This is a genomic window from Ruegeria sp. ABD4_443 (genome assembly GCF_056160865.1).
Window position 1 is genome coordinate 591,281 of record NZ_JBSWYA010000001.1, and the last position, 12,939, is coordinate 604,219.

Consider the following 12,939-nt stretch of genomic DNA (forward strand, 5'->3'; position numbering starts at 1 on the left):
GGGTCAAAACATCTGACACAACCCCGGAGAGGCCCAATGACGTCCCAGAAATCCATCTGTGTGTATTGCGGGTCACGGAATGGCAGGAACAAGGCCTATTCCGACACGGCCCGTCAATTCGGGCACCTGTTGGCCGATGCGGGCTGGCGGCTGGTCTACGGGGCTGGCGATGTCGGCCTGATGGGTGAGGTCGCGCGCGCGGCCCAGGACCATGGCGGGGAAACCTTTGGCGTGATTCCGGTGCACCTTGTGCGCCGCGAGGTCGGCAAAACCGATCTGACCAGCTTCGTGATCACCGAAACCATGCACGAGCGCAAGAAGGTCATGATCATGAATGCCGACGCGGTTGTGGTCCTGCCCGGCGGGCCCGGATCACTGGATGAACTGTTCGAAGCGTTAACATGGCGTCAGCTGGGGCTGCATGACAAGCCGATCGTTGTCGTCAATGTCGGCGGATACTGGACCCCGCTCAGGGACCTACTGGATCAGGTGATCACGCAAGGTTTCGCGGACAGCTCGCTGGGCGATTTCGTAACCTGGGTCGACGATGCCGAGGCCGCGATGGCCGCCCTGCGATCCAGCCTGACCCCTGCCAAAGGCTGACCGGGCCAATCCGTTTGCCCTGCCGCCTGAAAAAACAAGACCTGCCAGCCTGTCGGCCAGCAGGTCCCGAACGCCCACACGCGGGGCGTAAAATCACATGCGCGATGCGACGTTTTCCCAGTTCACCAGGTTGTCGAGGAAGTTCGACAGGTAAGCCGGACGCTTGTTGCGGAAGTCGATATAGTAGGAATGCTCCCACACGTCGCAACCCAGCAGAGCGGTCTGACCAAAGCACAGCGGGTTCACGCCGTTCTCGGTCTTGGTCACGGCCAGCGAGCCGTCTGCGTTCTTGACCAGCCATGCCCAGCCCGAACCGAACTGACCGGCACCGGCGGCGCTGAACTGCGATTTGAACTCGTCAACCGAGCCAAAGCTCTCGGTCAGCGCTTTTTCCAACTCACCTGGCATAGCATTGCCGCCTGGGCCCATCATTTCCCAGAACTGGTTGTGATTCCACAGCTGGCTGATGTTGTTGAAGATACCGTTTTGCGCGACGGCATTTGCGTCATACGTGCCAACGATGATCTCTTCCAGCGACTTGCCGTCCCATTCGGTGCCGGCAATCAGCTTGTTGCCATTGTCGACATAGGCCTTGTGGTGCAGGTCGTGGTGATATTCCAGCGTTTCCGCCGACATGCCCTTGGCTGCCAGCGCATCATGTGCATAAGGAAGATCAGGAAGTTCAAAAGCCATCTCGGCCCCCTGTAAAATAAAAGTTGCGGTTCCCAAGGTTACATGCTTTGGCCACGCGCGCAGGTCAAGGCCCGAGACAAGAAAACCCGGAGGTCCGCGATGCTCACACAGGCGCGCAAGATGTTCTACCGCGCCCGCGGCTATTATTCGGGCAACCTCAACGGGCAACCGTTCCGGCTGGACCCTTACCATTCCAAGTTCTGGCGCAAAGTATCGGCAGGCAAGTGGGAACCGGAAACTTTCGCGACCCTCGACGCCCATCTTTCTGCGGACAAGGACTACCTGGATATCGGCGCCTGGATCGGCCCCACCGTTCTCTACGCCGCGCGCCGCGCGCGCCACGTCTGGTGCTTCGAACCCGACCCGGTCGCCTATCGCCACCTGGTTTGGAACCTTGAACTGAACGGCATCCGCAATGTGTCCGCCTTCAGTGTTGCCCTGTCAGATGGCTTCGGCGTCGCACGCATGGCGTCCGCACATGGCGAAGCAGGCGATTCCACCTCTTCGCTCCTGCATGACGGGTCCCATGGCACCGATGCGCTGACCATCGGATGGACCGCCTTTGCCAATGCAGTCGACCTGTCACAGGTGTCGCTGGTCAAAATGGATATCGAAGGGGCCGAATACTCGGTCCTGCCCTCACTGGTTCCTTGGTTGCAGGAAACGAACCCAGCTTTGCTGCTTTCGACCCACGCGCCCTATCTCGCCGCAGGAACCAGGGCCGCCGCCATGGCCAACCTGTCCGACGCCCTAAGCTTTTACCCAAACTGCCACGACCCGGTGACCGGCGATACAGGCAAGTCCGCCCTGACCGGAGATCGCGGCCTGACCCAGTTCCCAACCATACTGTTTGACGCAACCCCCTGACGCCACGCGCCGCCGGTCCGCCCTTCATCTGGCCAAAAATATCCTGGGGGTGAGGCCGCAGGCCGAGTGGGCAAAGCCCCCTAGCCCAAGCCCGGGCGCACACGCCTTGGCTTAGTAAACCCCAACCTCACTGCCCGGTTGCGCAGCGATTTTCAACAATTTGAAAACGTAATCTGCGACCGACCGAAAGCACACCACGCGCAAGGTCTGTTCGTCATCCATCCAGAACGCACCCGCCACCTGCGCCAGACGCGACCGGCGGATTTGGCCGGGCTGGAACGCCTCGGCCGACAGATCGACCGGAGCCAGCTTGCCCAACACCTCGCGCGCATGTGCACCCGAAATGCGGAATACCGCACGCGCGTCCGAGACGTTGACGGCCAATGCATGCGTACCGCCCAGCGCGTTGGTCATCGCCGCCAGTTTCTCCCCGACCTCGGCATACGGCACCAAAACCAGCAACTCGTCTGTGGACATCCAGCAAACACCGGTGTCACCATCAACAAAGGCCTCGCGCTGACCGGGCACGTTCTGCCCGGTTGCATCTTTGACGGCCTTGGCCAGCACTTTGTCGGACAGATCGCCGCGCAGGGTGATCATGCCCTGCAACCCACATTCCTCGATCCGGGCAATACCGTCATAGCTGGCGTGGTTCAGTGCGCTGATGGGTTCAGACATTCTGCTTCTCCCCGTCCTTGTCATAAAAGACCGGATCGACGATCTTGGCCTTGTAGGTTTTGCCGTCCGTGCCCGGAAACTCGACAATCTCGCCCATCCGATCAGGGCCGTGCTTGATCAGACCCATGGCGATGCCCTTGCTCAGGTTGGCCGAGTAATAGGTCGAGGTGACACGCCCGATCATGTTGCGCTGACCATTGGCGTTGATGCCCTCGCCCACCGCATAGGCACCGTCCGGCAGGACCGATCCATCCACAGTCTCAAGACCGACCAGTTTCCAACGCTCGGGATCGGCCATATGGCTGCGCGAATGGGCGCGTTTGCCAAGGTAATCCTCTTTCTTTTTGGACAGCGCCCAATGCAGCCCCAGATCCTGCGGGATCACGGTGCCGTCGGTCTCGTCGCCGATCATAATAAAGCCCTTTTCGGCCCGCAGGATGTGCAGACATTCGGTACCGTAAGGCATCACGCCGAACTCCTGCCCAGCCTCCATCAAAGCGTCCCAGAACGCCTGCCCCTGAGAGGCCGGAACCGCGATCTCATAGGACAGCTCGCCCGAGAACGAGATGCGGTAGGCGCGCGCGTCGAATGCGCCGATCTTGCCGTCGCGCCATTCCATGAACGGCAGCGCCTCTTTCGACAGATCCATACCGCCGCCAAGCTTTTCCAGCACCTTGCGGGCGTTGGGGCCAACCACGGCGACCTGGGCGTATTGCTCGGTGACATTGGCGACATAGACTTTCCAGTCCCACCATTCGGTCTGCAGCCATTCTTCCATGTGACCATGGATACGCTCGGCCCCGCCGGTGGTGGTGTGGCACAGCCAGGTGTCCTCGTCGATGCGGGCAACAACGCCGTCGTCGATCAGGAACCCATTCTCGGAACACATCAGGCCATAGCGGCATTTGCCGACCTTCAGCGTGGACATCATGTTGGTGTACATCATGTCCAGGAACTTGCCCGCATCGGGGCCTTTGACGATCAGCTTGCCCAGTGTCGAGGCATCCAGCAGGCCGAGGTTTTCGCGGGTATTCTTCACCTCACGATTCACCGCGTCATGCACGGATTCACCGGGACGGACATAGGCATAGGTCCGGCGCCAATGGCCGACCGGTTCCCAGTCTGCGCCGTTCCGGTCGTGCCAGCTGTGCATCGGGGTCTGACGGATCGGCTGGAACACCTCACCGCGTGCTTCGCCACCGATCGACGCCAGCGAGATCGGCGTGTATGGCGGGCGGAACGTGGTGGTGCCGACCTTCGGTATTTCCTTATCCAACGCATCAGCAAGGATCGCCAAGCCGTTGATGTTGCTTAACTTACCCTGATCGGTCGCCATACCCAACGTGGTGTAGCGTTTGGTGTGTTCGACGCTTTCATAGCCTTCGCGCGCTGCCAGCTGGACGTCGGACACTTTGACGTCGTTCTGGAAGTCCAGCCAAGACTTCATACGCAGCTGGATTTCGGCATTCGCGGGCATCAGCCACACGGCGGCCATCGGCGCCTCGGCCGTCGTTTCGCCCAATGGCGCCTTGGTGCGTTTCGCCTTGAACCCGGCCGCCTTGGCCGCCGCTTTTCCTGCGGCATCCGCGTCGGTCAGAACGTCACCGAGAGCCAGCGGACCATTGGACGCACCCGCAGCGATCACGAAGCCCTCGCCGTTTGCCCCCAGCGGAGGACGCTCGGGGTCGGGGCGGAAATGGGCGTGTGCTTCATCCCAGATCAGCTTGCCGCCGCAATGCGACCACATGTGAACAACCGGAGACCAGCCGCCTGACATGGCGACCGCATCGCATTCAACCTCTTCCCGCGCACCTCCGATGCCTTCTTGATTGCAGATCGCAACTTTCTTGACGCGCTTGCCGCCCTTGACCTTGGCGATGGCCTTGCCCGGATCGACACGGATGCCCAGTTGACGCGCCTCCTCCGCCAGAGGTCCGGCGCTGTCGCGCGCATCGACCACGCGCAGAACATCCACACCGGCCTGTTTGAGGGTAATCGCTGTGCGATAGGCATCATCATTGTTGGTTGCAACGATCACGCGCTCACCCGGGGTCACGCCCCAGTTCACCACATAGTCGCGCATCGCCGAGGCCAGCATGACGCCGGGCACATCATTGCCCGCGAAAGACAGCGGACGCTCAATCGCGCCGGTGGCGGTCACGACCTGTTTGGCGCGGATGCGCCACAGGCGGTGACGGGGGCCTTGCACGCCCGGCGTGTGGTCGGTCAAGCGCTCATATCCCAGCACGTAGCCGTGGTCATAGACCCCTGCCCCCATGCAGCGGTTGCGCAGGGTGACGTTGTCCATTGTTTCGAGTTCAGAAACCAATTGTTCCACGAACTTATCCACAGGCGCGCCATCGATGGTTCCACCATCAACCGGAGCGCGACCGCCCCAATGCGCGGTCTGTTCGATCAGCATGACCTTGGCACCCGATTGAGCCGCCGCTTTGGCCGCCTGCAGACCGGCAACACCGGCCCCGATCACCAGGATATCGGTGAAGTGATAGAAATGTTCATAAGTGTCGGCATCGCGGCTGTCTTTGTCCGGAGCCTTCCCCAGACCGGCGGACTGGCGGATGAACGGCTCATAGACATGTTTCCAGAACGGTTTGGGGTGAATGAAGGTCTTATAGTAGAACCCGGCCGGCAGGAACCGCGCCAGAGCGGTGTTCACGGCGCCGATGTCGAATTCCAGGTTCGGCCAGTGGTTCTGCGACACCGAGGTCAGGCCATTGAACAGTTCTGTCGTGGTGGCACGCTGGTTCGGTTCGAACCGGTTGCCCTGCCCCAGGCCGACCAGCGCGTTGGGCTCTTCTGCACCGCTGGCAACGACACCGCGGGGCCGGTGGTATTTGAAGGACCGGCCCATCATCATCTGGTCATTGGCGAGCAGCGCCGAGGCCAGCGTATCGCCCTGGTATCCCTGCATCGAGGTGCCATTGAAGGTAAAGGTGACCTGTTTCGTCCGGTCGATCAGGCGGCCTTGTTTGGCGAGGCGGGTGCTCATTGTGCGGACCTTTCGCGGATGGAAGCGGCGGAGCCTCCGGCGGGAGTATTTTTGAAAAGATGAAGCATCAGGAAACGTCTCTCCAGGTCCAGCCGGGGCGTCTGGCGCTGATTGCGTCCTTGATCGTTTGCGGCGGTTCCGAGGTTTGGGCGGAGTAGGTTCCAAATACTTCGAGCGTCTGGGTGCAGCGGGCCGCGTGGAACCACTTGCCGCACCCGTTTGCGTGGCGCCAGCGTTCGAAATGCACGCCCTTGGGGTTTTCGCGCATGAACAGGTAGTCGTGGAATTCGTCGTCCGAAGACCCCGGGCCAAAACGTTTCAGATGCGCCTCGCCACCAGCGGCCAGTTCGGTTTCTTCGGCGTCCACGCCGCAATAGGGGCAATTCAGGATCAGCATCGGTTCATCCTTTTGGCGGCAGGCTGGCGGCATGGGCCAGCGACATTTCAGTTAACTTGGTGCGCAGGTCAGCATCTTCGAAGGCCCCGGCATCGACCTCGACCATCCCGCCCATCGGGCGACCGGTGAAAGAGAGCGGCTGGGCCCCGGCGTTCAGCGCCTCGGCTTCGCGGTCCTTGCCGGGGCGATACATCGCGCCGTCCTTGGTGATGCCGCAGACCATGTTGCCGTGGAGCAGAAAACACAGGCCGCCGAACATCCTTTTTTCGGACAGTCCCGGCTCGACCCCCAGATCGGCGCGCATGGTTTCGGCCATGATCTCGGAATAGGTCATCACGCAGCTCTTTGGCGGGTCTGGCGGGGGGTTGTATGTGGCAACACGGTCTTCATCAATGCGCCACCCCGGCGGCGACGCTTTCGTCGATGAAGCGGCCCTCTTTGAAGCGGTCGAGCGTGAAGGCTTCGGTCAGGGATGAATGGCCCGTGGCCATCAGCTGTGCCATGCCCCAGCCCGAACCGGGGATCGCCTTGAAGCCCCCTGTGCCCCAGCCGCCGTTGATGAAGCACCCCTGCAGCGGCGTTTTGGACAGGATCGGAGAGCGGTCGCCTGTCATATCTACAATCCCGCCCCATTGCCGCAGCATTTTCAGCCGCGAGATCATCGGGAAGGTTTCGACAAGCGCGCGCACGGTTTCCTCGATATGGTGGAACGACCCGCGTTGGGTGAAGTTGTTGAACCCGTCAGTGCCGCCGCCGATGACCATTTCGCCCTTGTCGGATTGCGACATGTAGCCGTGTACGGTGTTGGCCATGACCACCACGTCCATGCAGGGTTTGATCGGCTCGGACACCAGCGCCTGCAGCGCTATGGCCTCGAGAGGCAGACGGAACCCTGCCATCTGCGCCAACTGCCCCGAGTGGCCGGCAACGACGATGCCCAGCTTGTCGCAGTCGATGGCGCCCTTGGTTGTGTCAACGCCCAGAACGCGGCCGTTTTCGGACCGGACACCGGTGACTTCGCATTGTTGGATAATGTCCATGCCCATTGCCGAACAGGCACGCGCATAGCCCCAGGCCACGGCGTCATGGCGGGCGGTGCCGCCGCGTTCCTGCCACAGCGCCCCCAGAACCGGATAGCGGGGGCCGTCGATATTGATGATCGGGACCAGTTTCTTGACGCGGTCGGGGGTGATCCATTCGGTTTTGACGCCCTGAAGCGCATTGGCATGGGCCGTGCGCTGATAGCCGCGAATCTCGTGCTGGGTCTGGGCCAGCATCATCACGCCGCGCGGGCTGAACATGACGTTATAGTTCAGCTCCTGGCTGAGGTTCTCGTAAAGGTCACGGGCCTTTTCGTAGATCGCCGCCGAAGGGTCCTGAAGGTAATTCGACCGGATGATGGTCGTGTTCCGGCCGGTGTTGCCACCGCCCAGCCAGCCTTTTTCGATGACGGCGACATTCTGGATGCCGTAGTTCTTGCCCAGGTAATACGCGGTCGCCAGGCCGTGGCCGCCTGCGCCGACGATGATCACGTCATACCGTTTCTTCGGTTCGGGCGAGCGCCAGGCGCGTTCCCATCCGGTGTGATAGCGCAGCGCTTCTCGGGCGACAGCAAAGGCAGAGTAATGGCTCATGAGCGAATCCGTCCGGTTCGTTATTGGGCGCAGATATGCCGCGTGATGCCATCATACCCGCGCCGGACAACGCCACAATATCGCACTATTGCGACATGACGCCCATTCGCGGCCATTTGTCCCTTTTTTCCATCGCCGCACAGGTCTAAGTCTGGGCAACGATTTCGGAGGGACCATGTCGTTTGAGGTTCTGATCATCTTGACCGCGTTTCTGATCGCGGCGTTTCTGGGGCTGTTCCTGCTGCGCAGGCGACAGGGCGGCGAACCGGCTGCGGCTTATGACCTGCGGGTTTATCGCGAACAGCTGGCCAGCGTCGACCGCGACCTGGCGCGCGGCGTCATCGGCTCGGCCGATGCCGAACGGGTAAGAACCGAGATCTCGCGCCGGATCCTGGCCGCCGATGCGCAACTGCGTGCCGGTTCCGGCGGTGCCGGGCCGTCGCGGCTTGTGTCCGGTGTCACGGTATTGGCGGTTTCGGCGGTTCTGATCGGTGGCGCGCTGTTTCTTTATCAGAAACTGGGGGCCGTCGGCCTGCCGGACATGCCTTTGTCGCAGCGATTGGAACGGGCCGAGGATCTGCGTCAGAACCGGCCCAGCCAGGCCGATGCCGAGGAACTGGCCACGCCCCTGGCCGCGCCGCAACTTGAAGACAGCTATGTCAAACTGTTGGAACAATTGCGCGAAACCGTTGCCGCCCGGCCCGATGATTTGCAAGGGCACACCCTGCTGGCGCAGCACGAGGCCAATGCGGGGAATTTCAAGGCAGCTTATGCCGCGCAACAGCGGGTTGCCGAATTGTCGGCCCCGGACACATCGGCCGATGTCTATTCGAACCTTGCCGAAATGATGATCCTTGCGACAAGCGGTTATGTCTCGCCCGAAGCCGAAACAGCCCTGGAGCAAGCTTTGCGCCGCGACCCCGATCATGGTCCGGCACGGTATTACTGGGGCCAGATGCTGGCGCAGACCGGGCGCCCCGACCTGGCCTACAGCCTGTGGCTGAACACATTGCAGAACGCCCCGGCCGGTGCGCCCTGGGCCGACGCCATCCGCGTCCAGATCGACGACCTTGCCTTCCGCGCGGGGGTCTTTGACGTCCCCGACATCCCGCCGGCGGACATGGCGCCCGGCCCCAGCCAGGACGACATGGCAGCCGCCGCCGAACTGAGCGACGCCGAACGGCAAGAGATGATCCGGGGCATGGTGAACCAGCTTTCGGATCGCCTGGCAACCGAAGGCGGGTCGCCCGAGGAATGGGCCCGGCTGATCGCGGCGCTGGGTGTGATCGGTGAAACCGACCGCGCCAGCGGCATCGTGGACGAGGCACAGGCCGTTTTCGCAGGCAATGCAGAGGCGCTGCAAATGATCGAAGCCGCCGCCCGGCAGGCCGGACTGTCCCAATGATCCACGATCAGTTCGAAGATTTTGCCGCTGCCCTGCAACCAATGCAGGCGCTGATGGGGTTGGACCTTGGCGAAAAGACGATCGGCGTTGCGGTGTCCGACCGGATGCGCGGCATAGCCAGCCCGATCGAAACCGTCAGGCGCAAGAAATTCACCTTGGATTCCGCGCGCCTGCTGGAACTTGCGGCGCACCGGGAAATCGGCGGCATTGTTCTGGGCCTGCCCAAGAACATGGACGGCACCGAAGGGCCCCGGTGTCAGTCGACGCGCGCATTTGCCCGCAACCTGTCGCGCCTGACGGACCTGCCGGTCGGGTTCTGGGATGAACGGCTTAGCACGGTTGCGGCAGAAAAAGCACTGCTCGAGGCGGATACGACCCGAAAACGTCGCGGACAGGTTATCGATCACGTCGCTGCGGGTTATATCCTGCAAGGGGCGCTGGATAGGTTGCGCGCACTGTAAGCTGTCGGAGAGCGCAGATGACGAACATGGTTTGGAAAAGGGACGAGGTCGAAAGCCCGTGCATCCAGATCTGTGTCGTGCATCCCACCGAAAAGATCTGTACCGGCTGTTACCGCACCATCGACGAGATCTCGCGCTGGTCCAAAATGGACAGCACGGAGCGGGCCGAAATCATGAGCGCCCTGCCAGAACGCAAGCCCCGGCTGGCCAAGCGTCGCGGCGGGCGGGCTGCACGGATGGACCGCGCCTGAAACGGCCACGCTGTGCGCGCCGGGCACTGATCCGCCTCAGCCCGAGGCAAGCCAGGACTTGGCGTTTTCAATCTCGTCCGACGCGAAAAATTCGGTTCGCGCGCCCAGGATATGGCTGGCCACCCGTTGCGCCATGCGTTGCCAAGCCTTGTCGCCGACAATCGCGGCGCGGTCCAGCAGACCGATATGCCCACCCGCCAGCCTCACATGGGCAGCAATGGCCGTCAGCCCCTGCCAGCCGTCAAATTCGCGCAGGTCAATCAACAGGCGAAAGCCGTCGCGTTCTGCAAGCAATGCATCAAGGTCACGTCCGGCCTGTTTGTAATCTTCGGGGTCCAGCTTGCCCAAAAGGCTGATCTGCACGCACGGCCCACCCAGGTCGGTGACATGAATCGCGCCCAAGGATTCGCGCAGCCAGCGGCGGGCGGCCTCAAGCTCTGACATCTCGAATATCTGGACCGGACAGGGCAGGATTGGCGCGGCCAGCCGGATACTGGTCTGCACCCAACCCTGATCTGCGACCACACCAATGCGGTCGAACCCGCGCCAGTGGCTGAGCCCCAGCTTGGTATCGGACCAGGCCGCCCCCAGATCATAGCCCTTGAACTCTTCTCCGACGATGGCCAGCAGGCGCACGGTGTCATGTTCGGCAAGCGCGGATTCGATGGCCGGCACCAGCGACGAGGCATAGTCGGCACTGGTCACTTCGCCGGAAAGTTCGACCTCGATCAGGGCTCCGTCTGAATTCTTGTGCACCGTAATCATCTGAGAAACCTCCAACGTCTTAACAATGCAAGGACGTTAGGGGGATTCGATCCGTTCGGCCAGACCGGTGAAAGCACCGGGTCGGAATGGGCAATCATCCGACCATCCCCTCTGGGTTTTGTCGTCGTTCTGCGGGCTGGCAGGAATACTGGGAAACCGGGCGTATCCCCTGTCGGGAAAACCGTTCAATACCCCAGCGCTTTGCGCAGCATGTTGAGGGCAACCAAAGTCAGGAAGACGGCAAAGACCCGTTTCAGCGGCTTGGGGTCCATCGAATGCGCCAGCTTCACGCCCCAGGGCGCGGTGATCGTCGTCATGGTGACGACGATGCCAAAGGCAATCAGGTTGACCGCGCCGATCGTCAGCGGCGGGCGATGATCGGGCGCGATATCCAGGAACAGAAAGCCCAGTACCGATGGCACCGCAATGATCACGCCGAACCCGGCCGCGGTGGCCACCGCCCGGTGAATGGGCGTGTTGTACAGGCTCATGAGCGGAACCCCGAAACTGCCGCCACCGATCCCCATGAGAACCGACAGGAAGCCGACCAATGGCGACAGCGCCGCCCTGACCGCCCCTTTCGGCATGGCATCCGCCAGACGCCATTCGGACCGCCCCAGCCCCAGATAGGCACCGATGACCATGCCCAGAATACCAAACAGGGCCTGCAACGCCTCGGTGCGCAGGGACGACGCGACAAGGACCCCGACAATCGCTCCGACGGCTATGCCCGGCCCCCACCCGCGCAGGATATCCCAGTCAACCGCCCCCTTGCGGTTATGGGCAAGAACCGACCGGACCGAGGTCACGATGATCGTGGCCAAAGAGGTCGCAAGACACAATTGCATAAGCTGCGGCCCGCCATAGCCCAGGGTCTGGAACGCATAGAAAAACGCCGGGACAAGAACGATCCCGCCACCAACCCCCAGCAATCCGGCCAGAACACCGGCCAGGGCCCCGATTGCCAGCAAAAGCCCCAGCATCTGGGCCAGCAACATTGTCTCGGACATCAATCCCCTATTCCTTCCCGACTGGCCCTTCAGGCCGTGATTTCCGCCGTGGCCGACGGGGCGACACGGTCCAGCGCCCCAAGAACGACCTCGGGGCCTGCATTGTCCCGGACCGCGCCTTCCGACAACAGCCTGCGCCAGGCGCGCGCGCCGGGCCGCCCGGCAAACAGGCCCAGCATATGCCGCGTGATCTGGTGCAGCCGCCCGCCCCCGGTCAGGTGGCGTTCGATATAGGGCAGCATCCGGACCACGACCTCGGCCGGGTCGCGCCTTTCCCCGGTGCCGACTATCACCCGGTCCGCGTCGGCCAGAATATCCGCCGGTTGATGATAGGCCGCCCGCCCGATCATGACGCCGTCCAGACCGCCTTGCAGCAGCTTTTCGGCCTGCTCCAGGGTCGTCACACCGCCGTTGATCGAGATATGCATGTCGGGAAACGCGCCCTTCATCCTGTGGACCAGCCCGTAATCCAGCGGCGGAATGTCCCGATTTTCCTTGGGACTCAACCCCTGCAACCAGGCCTTGCGCGCATGGATTGTCACGCGGCTGCAGCCTGCGTTTCGGATTTGATCCAGAAACACAGGCAGCGTTTCCTCGGGCTCCTGCGTGTCGACGCCGATGCGGCATTTGACTGTCACATCAACATCCACCGCACCGCGCAGCGCATCGACGCATTCGGCAACCAGGTGCGGCTGTTTCATCAAGACCGCGCCAAAAGTCCCCGATTGCACCCGGTCCGAGGGACACCCGCAATTGAGGTTGATTTCATCATACCCGGCCTCGGCCCCCAATCGCGCAGCCTGCGCCAGTTCCTGGGGGTCCGACCCGCCCAGTTGCAGGGCAACGGGATGCTCGGCCTGGGAATGCTCCAGCAAATGCACCGCCCCACCCCGCACCAATGCCGGGGCCGTCACCATTTCAGTATACAAAAGCGCCTGCTGGCTGAGCAGCCGATGCAGGTACCTGCAATGACGGTCCGTCCAGTCCATCATCGGGGCCACGCTTAAACGCGCTGCTTTTTGTGCGTTGTTTTTCAAATCGCTCAACTCTCTTCACGCCAAAGACCATTCCCGGATGGTCGCGGGCCTCTCACACTCGGTTGTCGGGTCATCGGGGCGGTTTTCGATTCTCGTTCGCCCTCGTTTAGCACAACCGCACGGACAGA

Annotated in this window: 14 protein-coding genes; 5 read left to right on the forward strand and 9 right to left on the reverse strand. The window is 62.1% G+C overall.

Features of this window, described 5'->3' with window-relative positions:
• Positions 1-36 precede the first annotated feature (36 nt).
• Positions 37-603, forward strand: coding sequence for an LOG family protein (locus ACXAG8_RS02955; RefSeq protein WP_475222002.1), 567 nt, complete (start codon positions 37-39; stop codon positions 601-603).
• A 93-nt stretch (positions 604-696) separates the two neighbouring features.
• On the opposite strand, the gene ACXAG8_RS02960 is transcribed toward ACXAG8_RS02955, so the two are convergent.
• Positions 697-1,296 (reverse strand): superoxide dismutase, encoded by a 600-nt coding sequence (locus tag ACXAG8_RS02960; protein WP_113789565.1) that lies wholly within the window; start codon positions 1,294-1,296, stop codon positions 697-699.
• A 99-nt stretch (positions 1,297-1,395) separates the two neighbouring features.
• On the opposite strand from ACXAG8_RS02960, the gene ACXAG8_RS02965 reads away from it, so the two are divergent.
• The gene (locus ACXAG8_RS02965) at positions 1,396-2,163 is read left to right on the forward strand and encodes an FkbM family methyltransferase (protein WP_475222004.1); all 768 of its coding nucleotides are present in this window, start codon (positions 1,396-1,398) and stop codon (positions 2,161-2,163) included.
• Positions 2,164-2,274: 111 nt separating this feature from the next.
• Here ACXAG8_RS02965 and ACXAG8_RS02970 read toward each other — a convergent pair whose 3' ends face one another.
• The 5 genes from ACXAG8_RS02970 to ACXAG8_RS02990 all read right to left on the reverse strand — a co-directional run bounded on the left by ACXAG8_RS02970 (position 2,275) and on the right by ACXAG8_RS02990 (position 7,882).
• On the reverse strand, positions 2,275-2,841 hold the full coding sequence (locus tag ACXAG8_RS02970; RefSeq protein WP_475222005.1) for a sarcosine oxidase subunit gamma: 567 nt from the start codon (positions 2,839-2,841) through the stop codon (positions 2,275-2,277).
• Entirely contained in the window at positions 2,834-5,851 is a 3,018-nt protein-coding gene (locus tag ACXAG8_RS02975; protein ID WP_475222007.1) for a sarcosine oxidase subunit alpha family protein, read from the reverse strand. The genes ACXAG8_RS02970 and ACXAG8_RS02975 overlap by 8 nt, the downstream gene beginning before the upstream one ends.
• 67 nt (positions 5,852-5,918) lie before the next feature.
• Entirely contained in the window at positions 5,919-6,248 is a 330-nt protein-coding gene (locus ACXAG8_RS02980) for a sarcosine oxidase subunit delta (RefSeq protein ID WP_475222009.1), read from the reverse strand.
• Between the two features lie 4 nt (positions 6,249-6,252).
• Positions 6,253-6,582 carry a TfoX/Sxy family protein gene (locus ACXAG8_RS02985; protein WP_475222010.1) on the reverse strand — a complete coding sequence of 110 codons (330 nt, stop codon included), beginning with the start codon at positions 6,580-6,582 and terminating at the stop codon, positions 6,253-6,255.
• A 55-nt stretch (positions 6,583-6,637) separates the two neighbouring features.
• Positions 6,638-7,882, reverse strand: coding sequence for a sarcosine oxidase subunit beta family protein (locus tag ACXAG8_RS02990; RefSeq protein ID WP_475222011.1), 1,245 nt, complete (start codon positions 7,880-7,882; stop codon positions 6,638-6,640).
• Positions 7,883-8,057: 175 nt separating this feature from the next.
• On the opposite strand from ACXAG8_RS02990, the gene ccmI reads away from it, so the two are divergent.
• Genes ccmI through ACXAG8_RS03005 form a run of 3 tightly spaced genes read left to right on the forward strand, consistent with a single transcriptional unit; the run spans position 8,058 to position 9,999 of the window.
• Positions 8,058-9,287 (forward strand): c-type cytochrome biogenesis protein CcmI, encoded by a 1,230-nt coding sequence (ccmI, locus tag ACXAG8_RS02995; RefSeq protein ID WP_475222012.1) that lies wholly within the window; start codon positions 8,058-8,060, stop codon positions 9,285-9,287.
• Positions 9,284-9,748 (forward strand): Holliday junction resolvase RuvX, encoded by a 465-nt coding sequence (gene ruvX / locus ACXAG8_RS03000; protein ID WP_475222014.1) that lies wholly within the window; start codon positions 9,284-9,286, stop codon positions 9,746-9,748. The genes ccmI and ruvX overlap by 4 nt, the downstream gene beginning before the upstream one ends.
• A 17-nt stretch (positions 9,749-9,765) precedes the next feature.
• A complete protein-coding gene (locus ACXAG8_RS03005) occupies positions 9,766-9,999 on the forward strand; it encodes a DUF1289 domain-containing protein (protein WP_475222016.1) in 234 nt (77 codons plus the stop codon).
• A 36-nt stretch (positions 10,000-10,035) separates the two neighbouring features.
• Here the strand turns inward: ACXAG8_RS03005 and ACXAG8_RS03010 are convergent, their stop codons facing one another.
• From ACXAG8_RS03010 to dusA, 3 genes are all read right to left on the reverse strand, one after another.
• A complete protein-coding gene (locus ACXAG8_RS03010; RefSeq protein WP_475222017.1) occupies positions 10,036-10,764 on the reverse strand; it encodes a SpoIIAA family protein in 729 nt (242 codons plus the stop codon).
• 185 nt (positions 10,765-10,949) lie between these two features.
• On the reverse strand, positions 10,950-11,774 hold the full coding sequence (locus ACXAG8_RS03015) for a sulfite exporter TauE/SafE family protein (RefSeq protein ID WP_475222018.1): 825 nt from the start codon (positions 11,772-11,774) through the stop codon (positions 10,950-10,952).
• 29 nt (positions 11,775-11,803) lie between these two features.
• Entirely contained in the window at positions 11,804-12,811 is a 1,008-nt protein-coding gene (gene dusA, locus ACXAG8_RS03020; RefSeq protein ID WP_475222411.1) for a tRNA dihydrouridine(20/20a) synthase DusA, read from the reverse strand.
• Between the last annotated feature and the right edge of the window lie 128 nt (positions 12,812-12,939).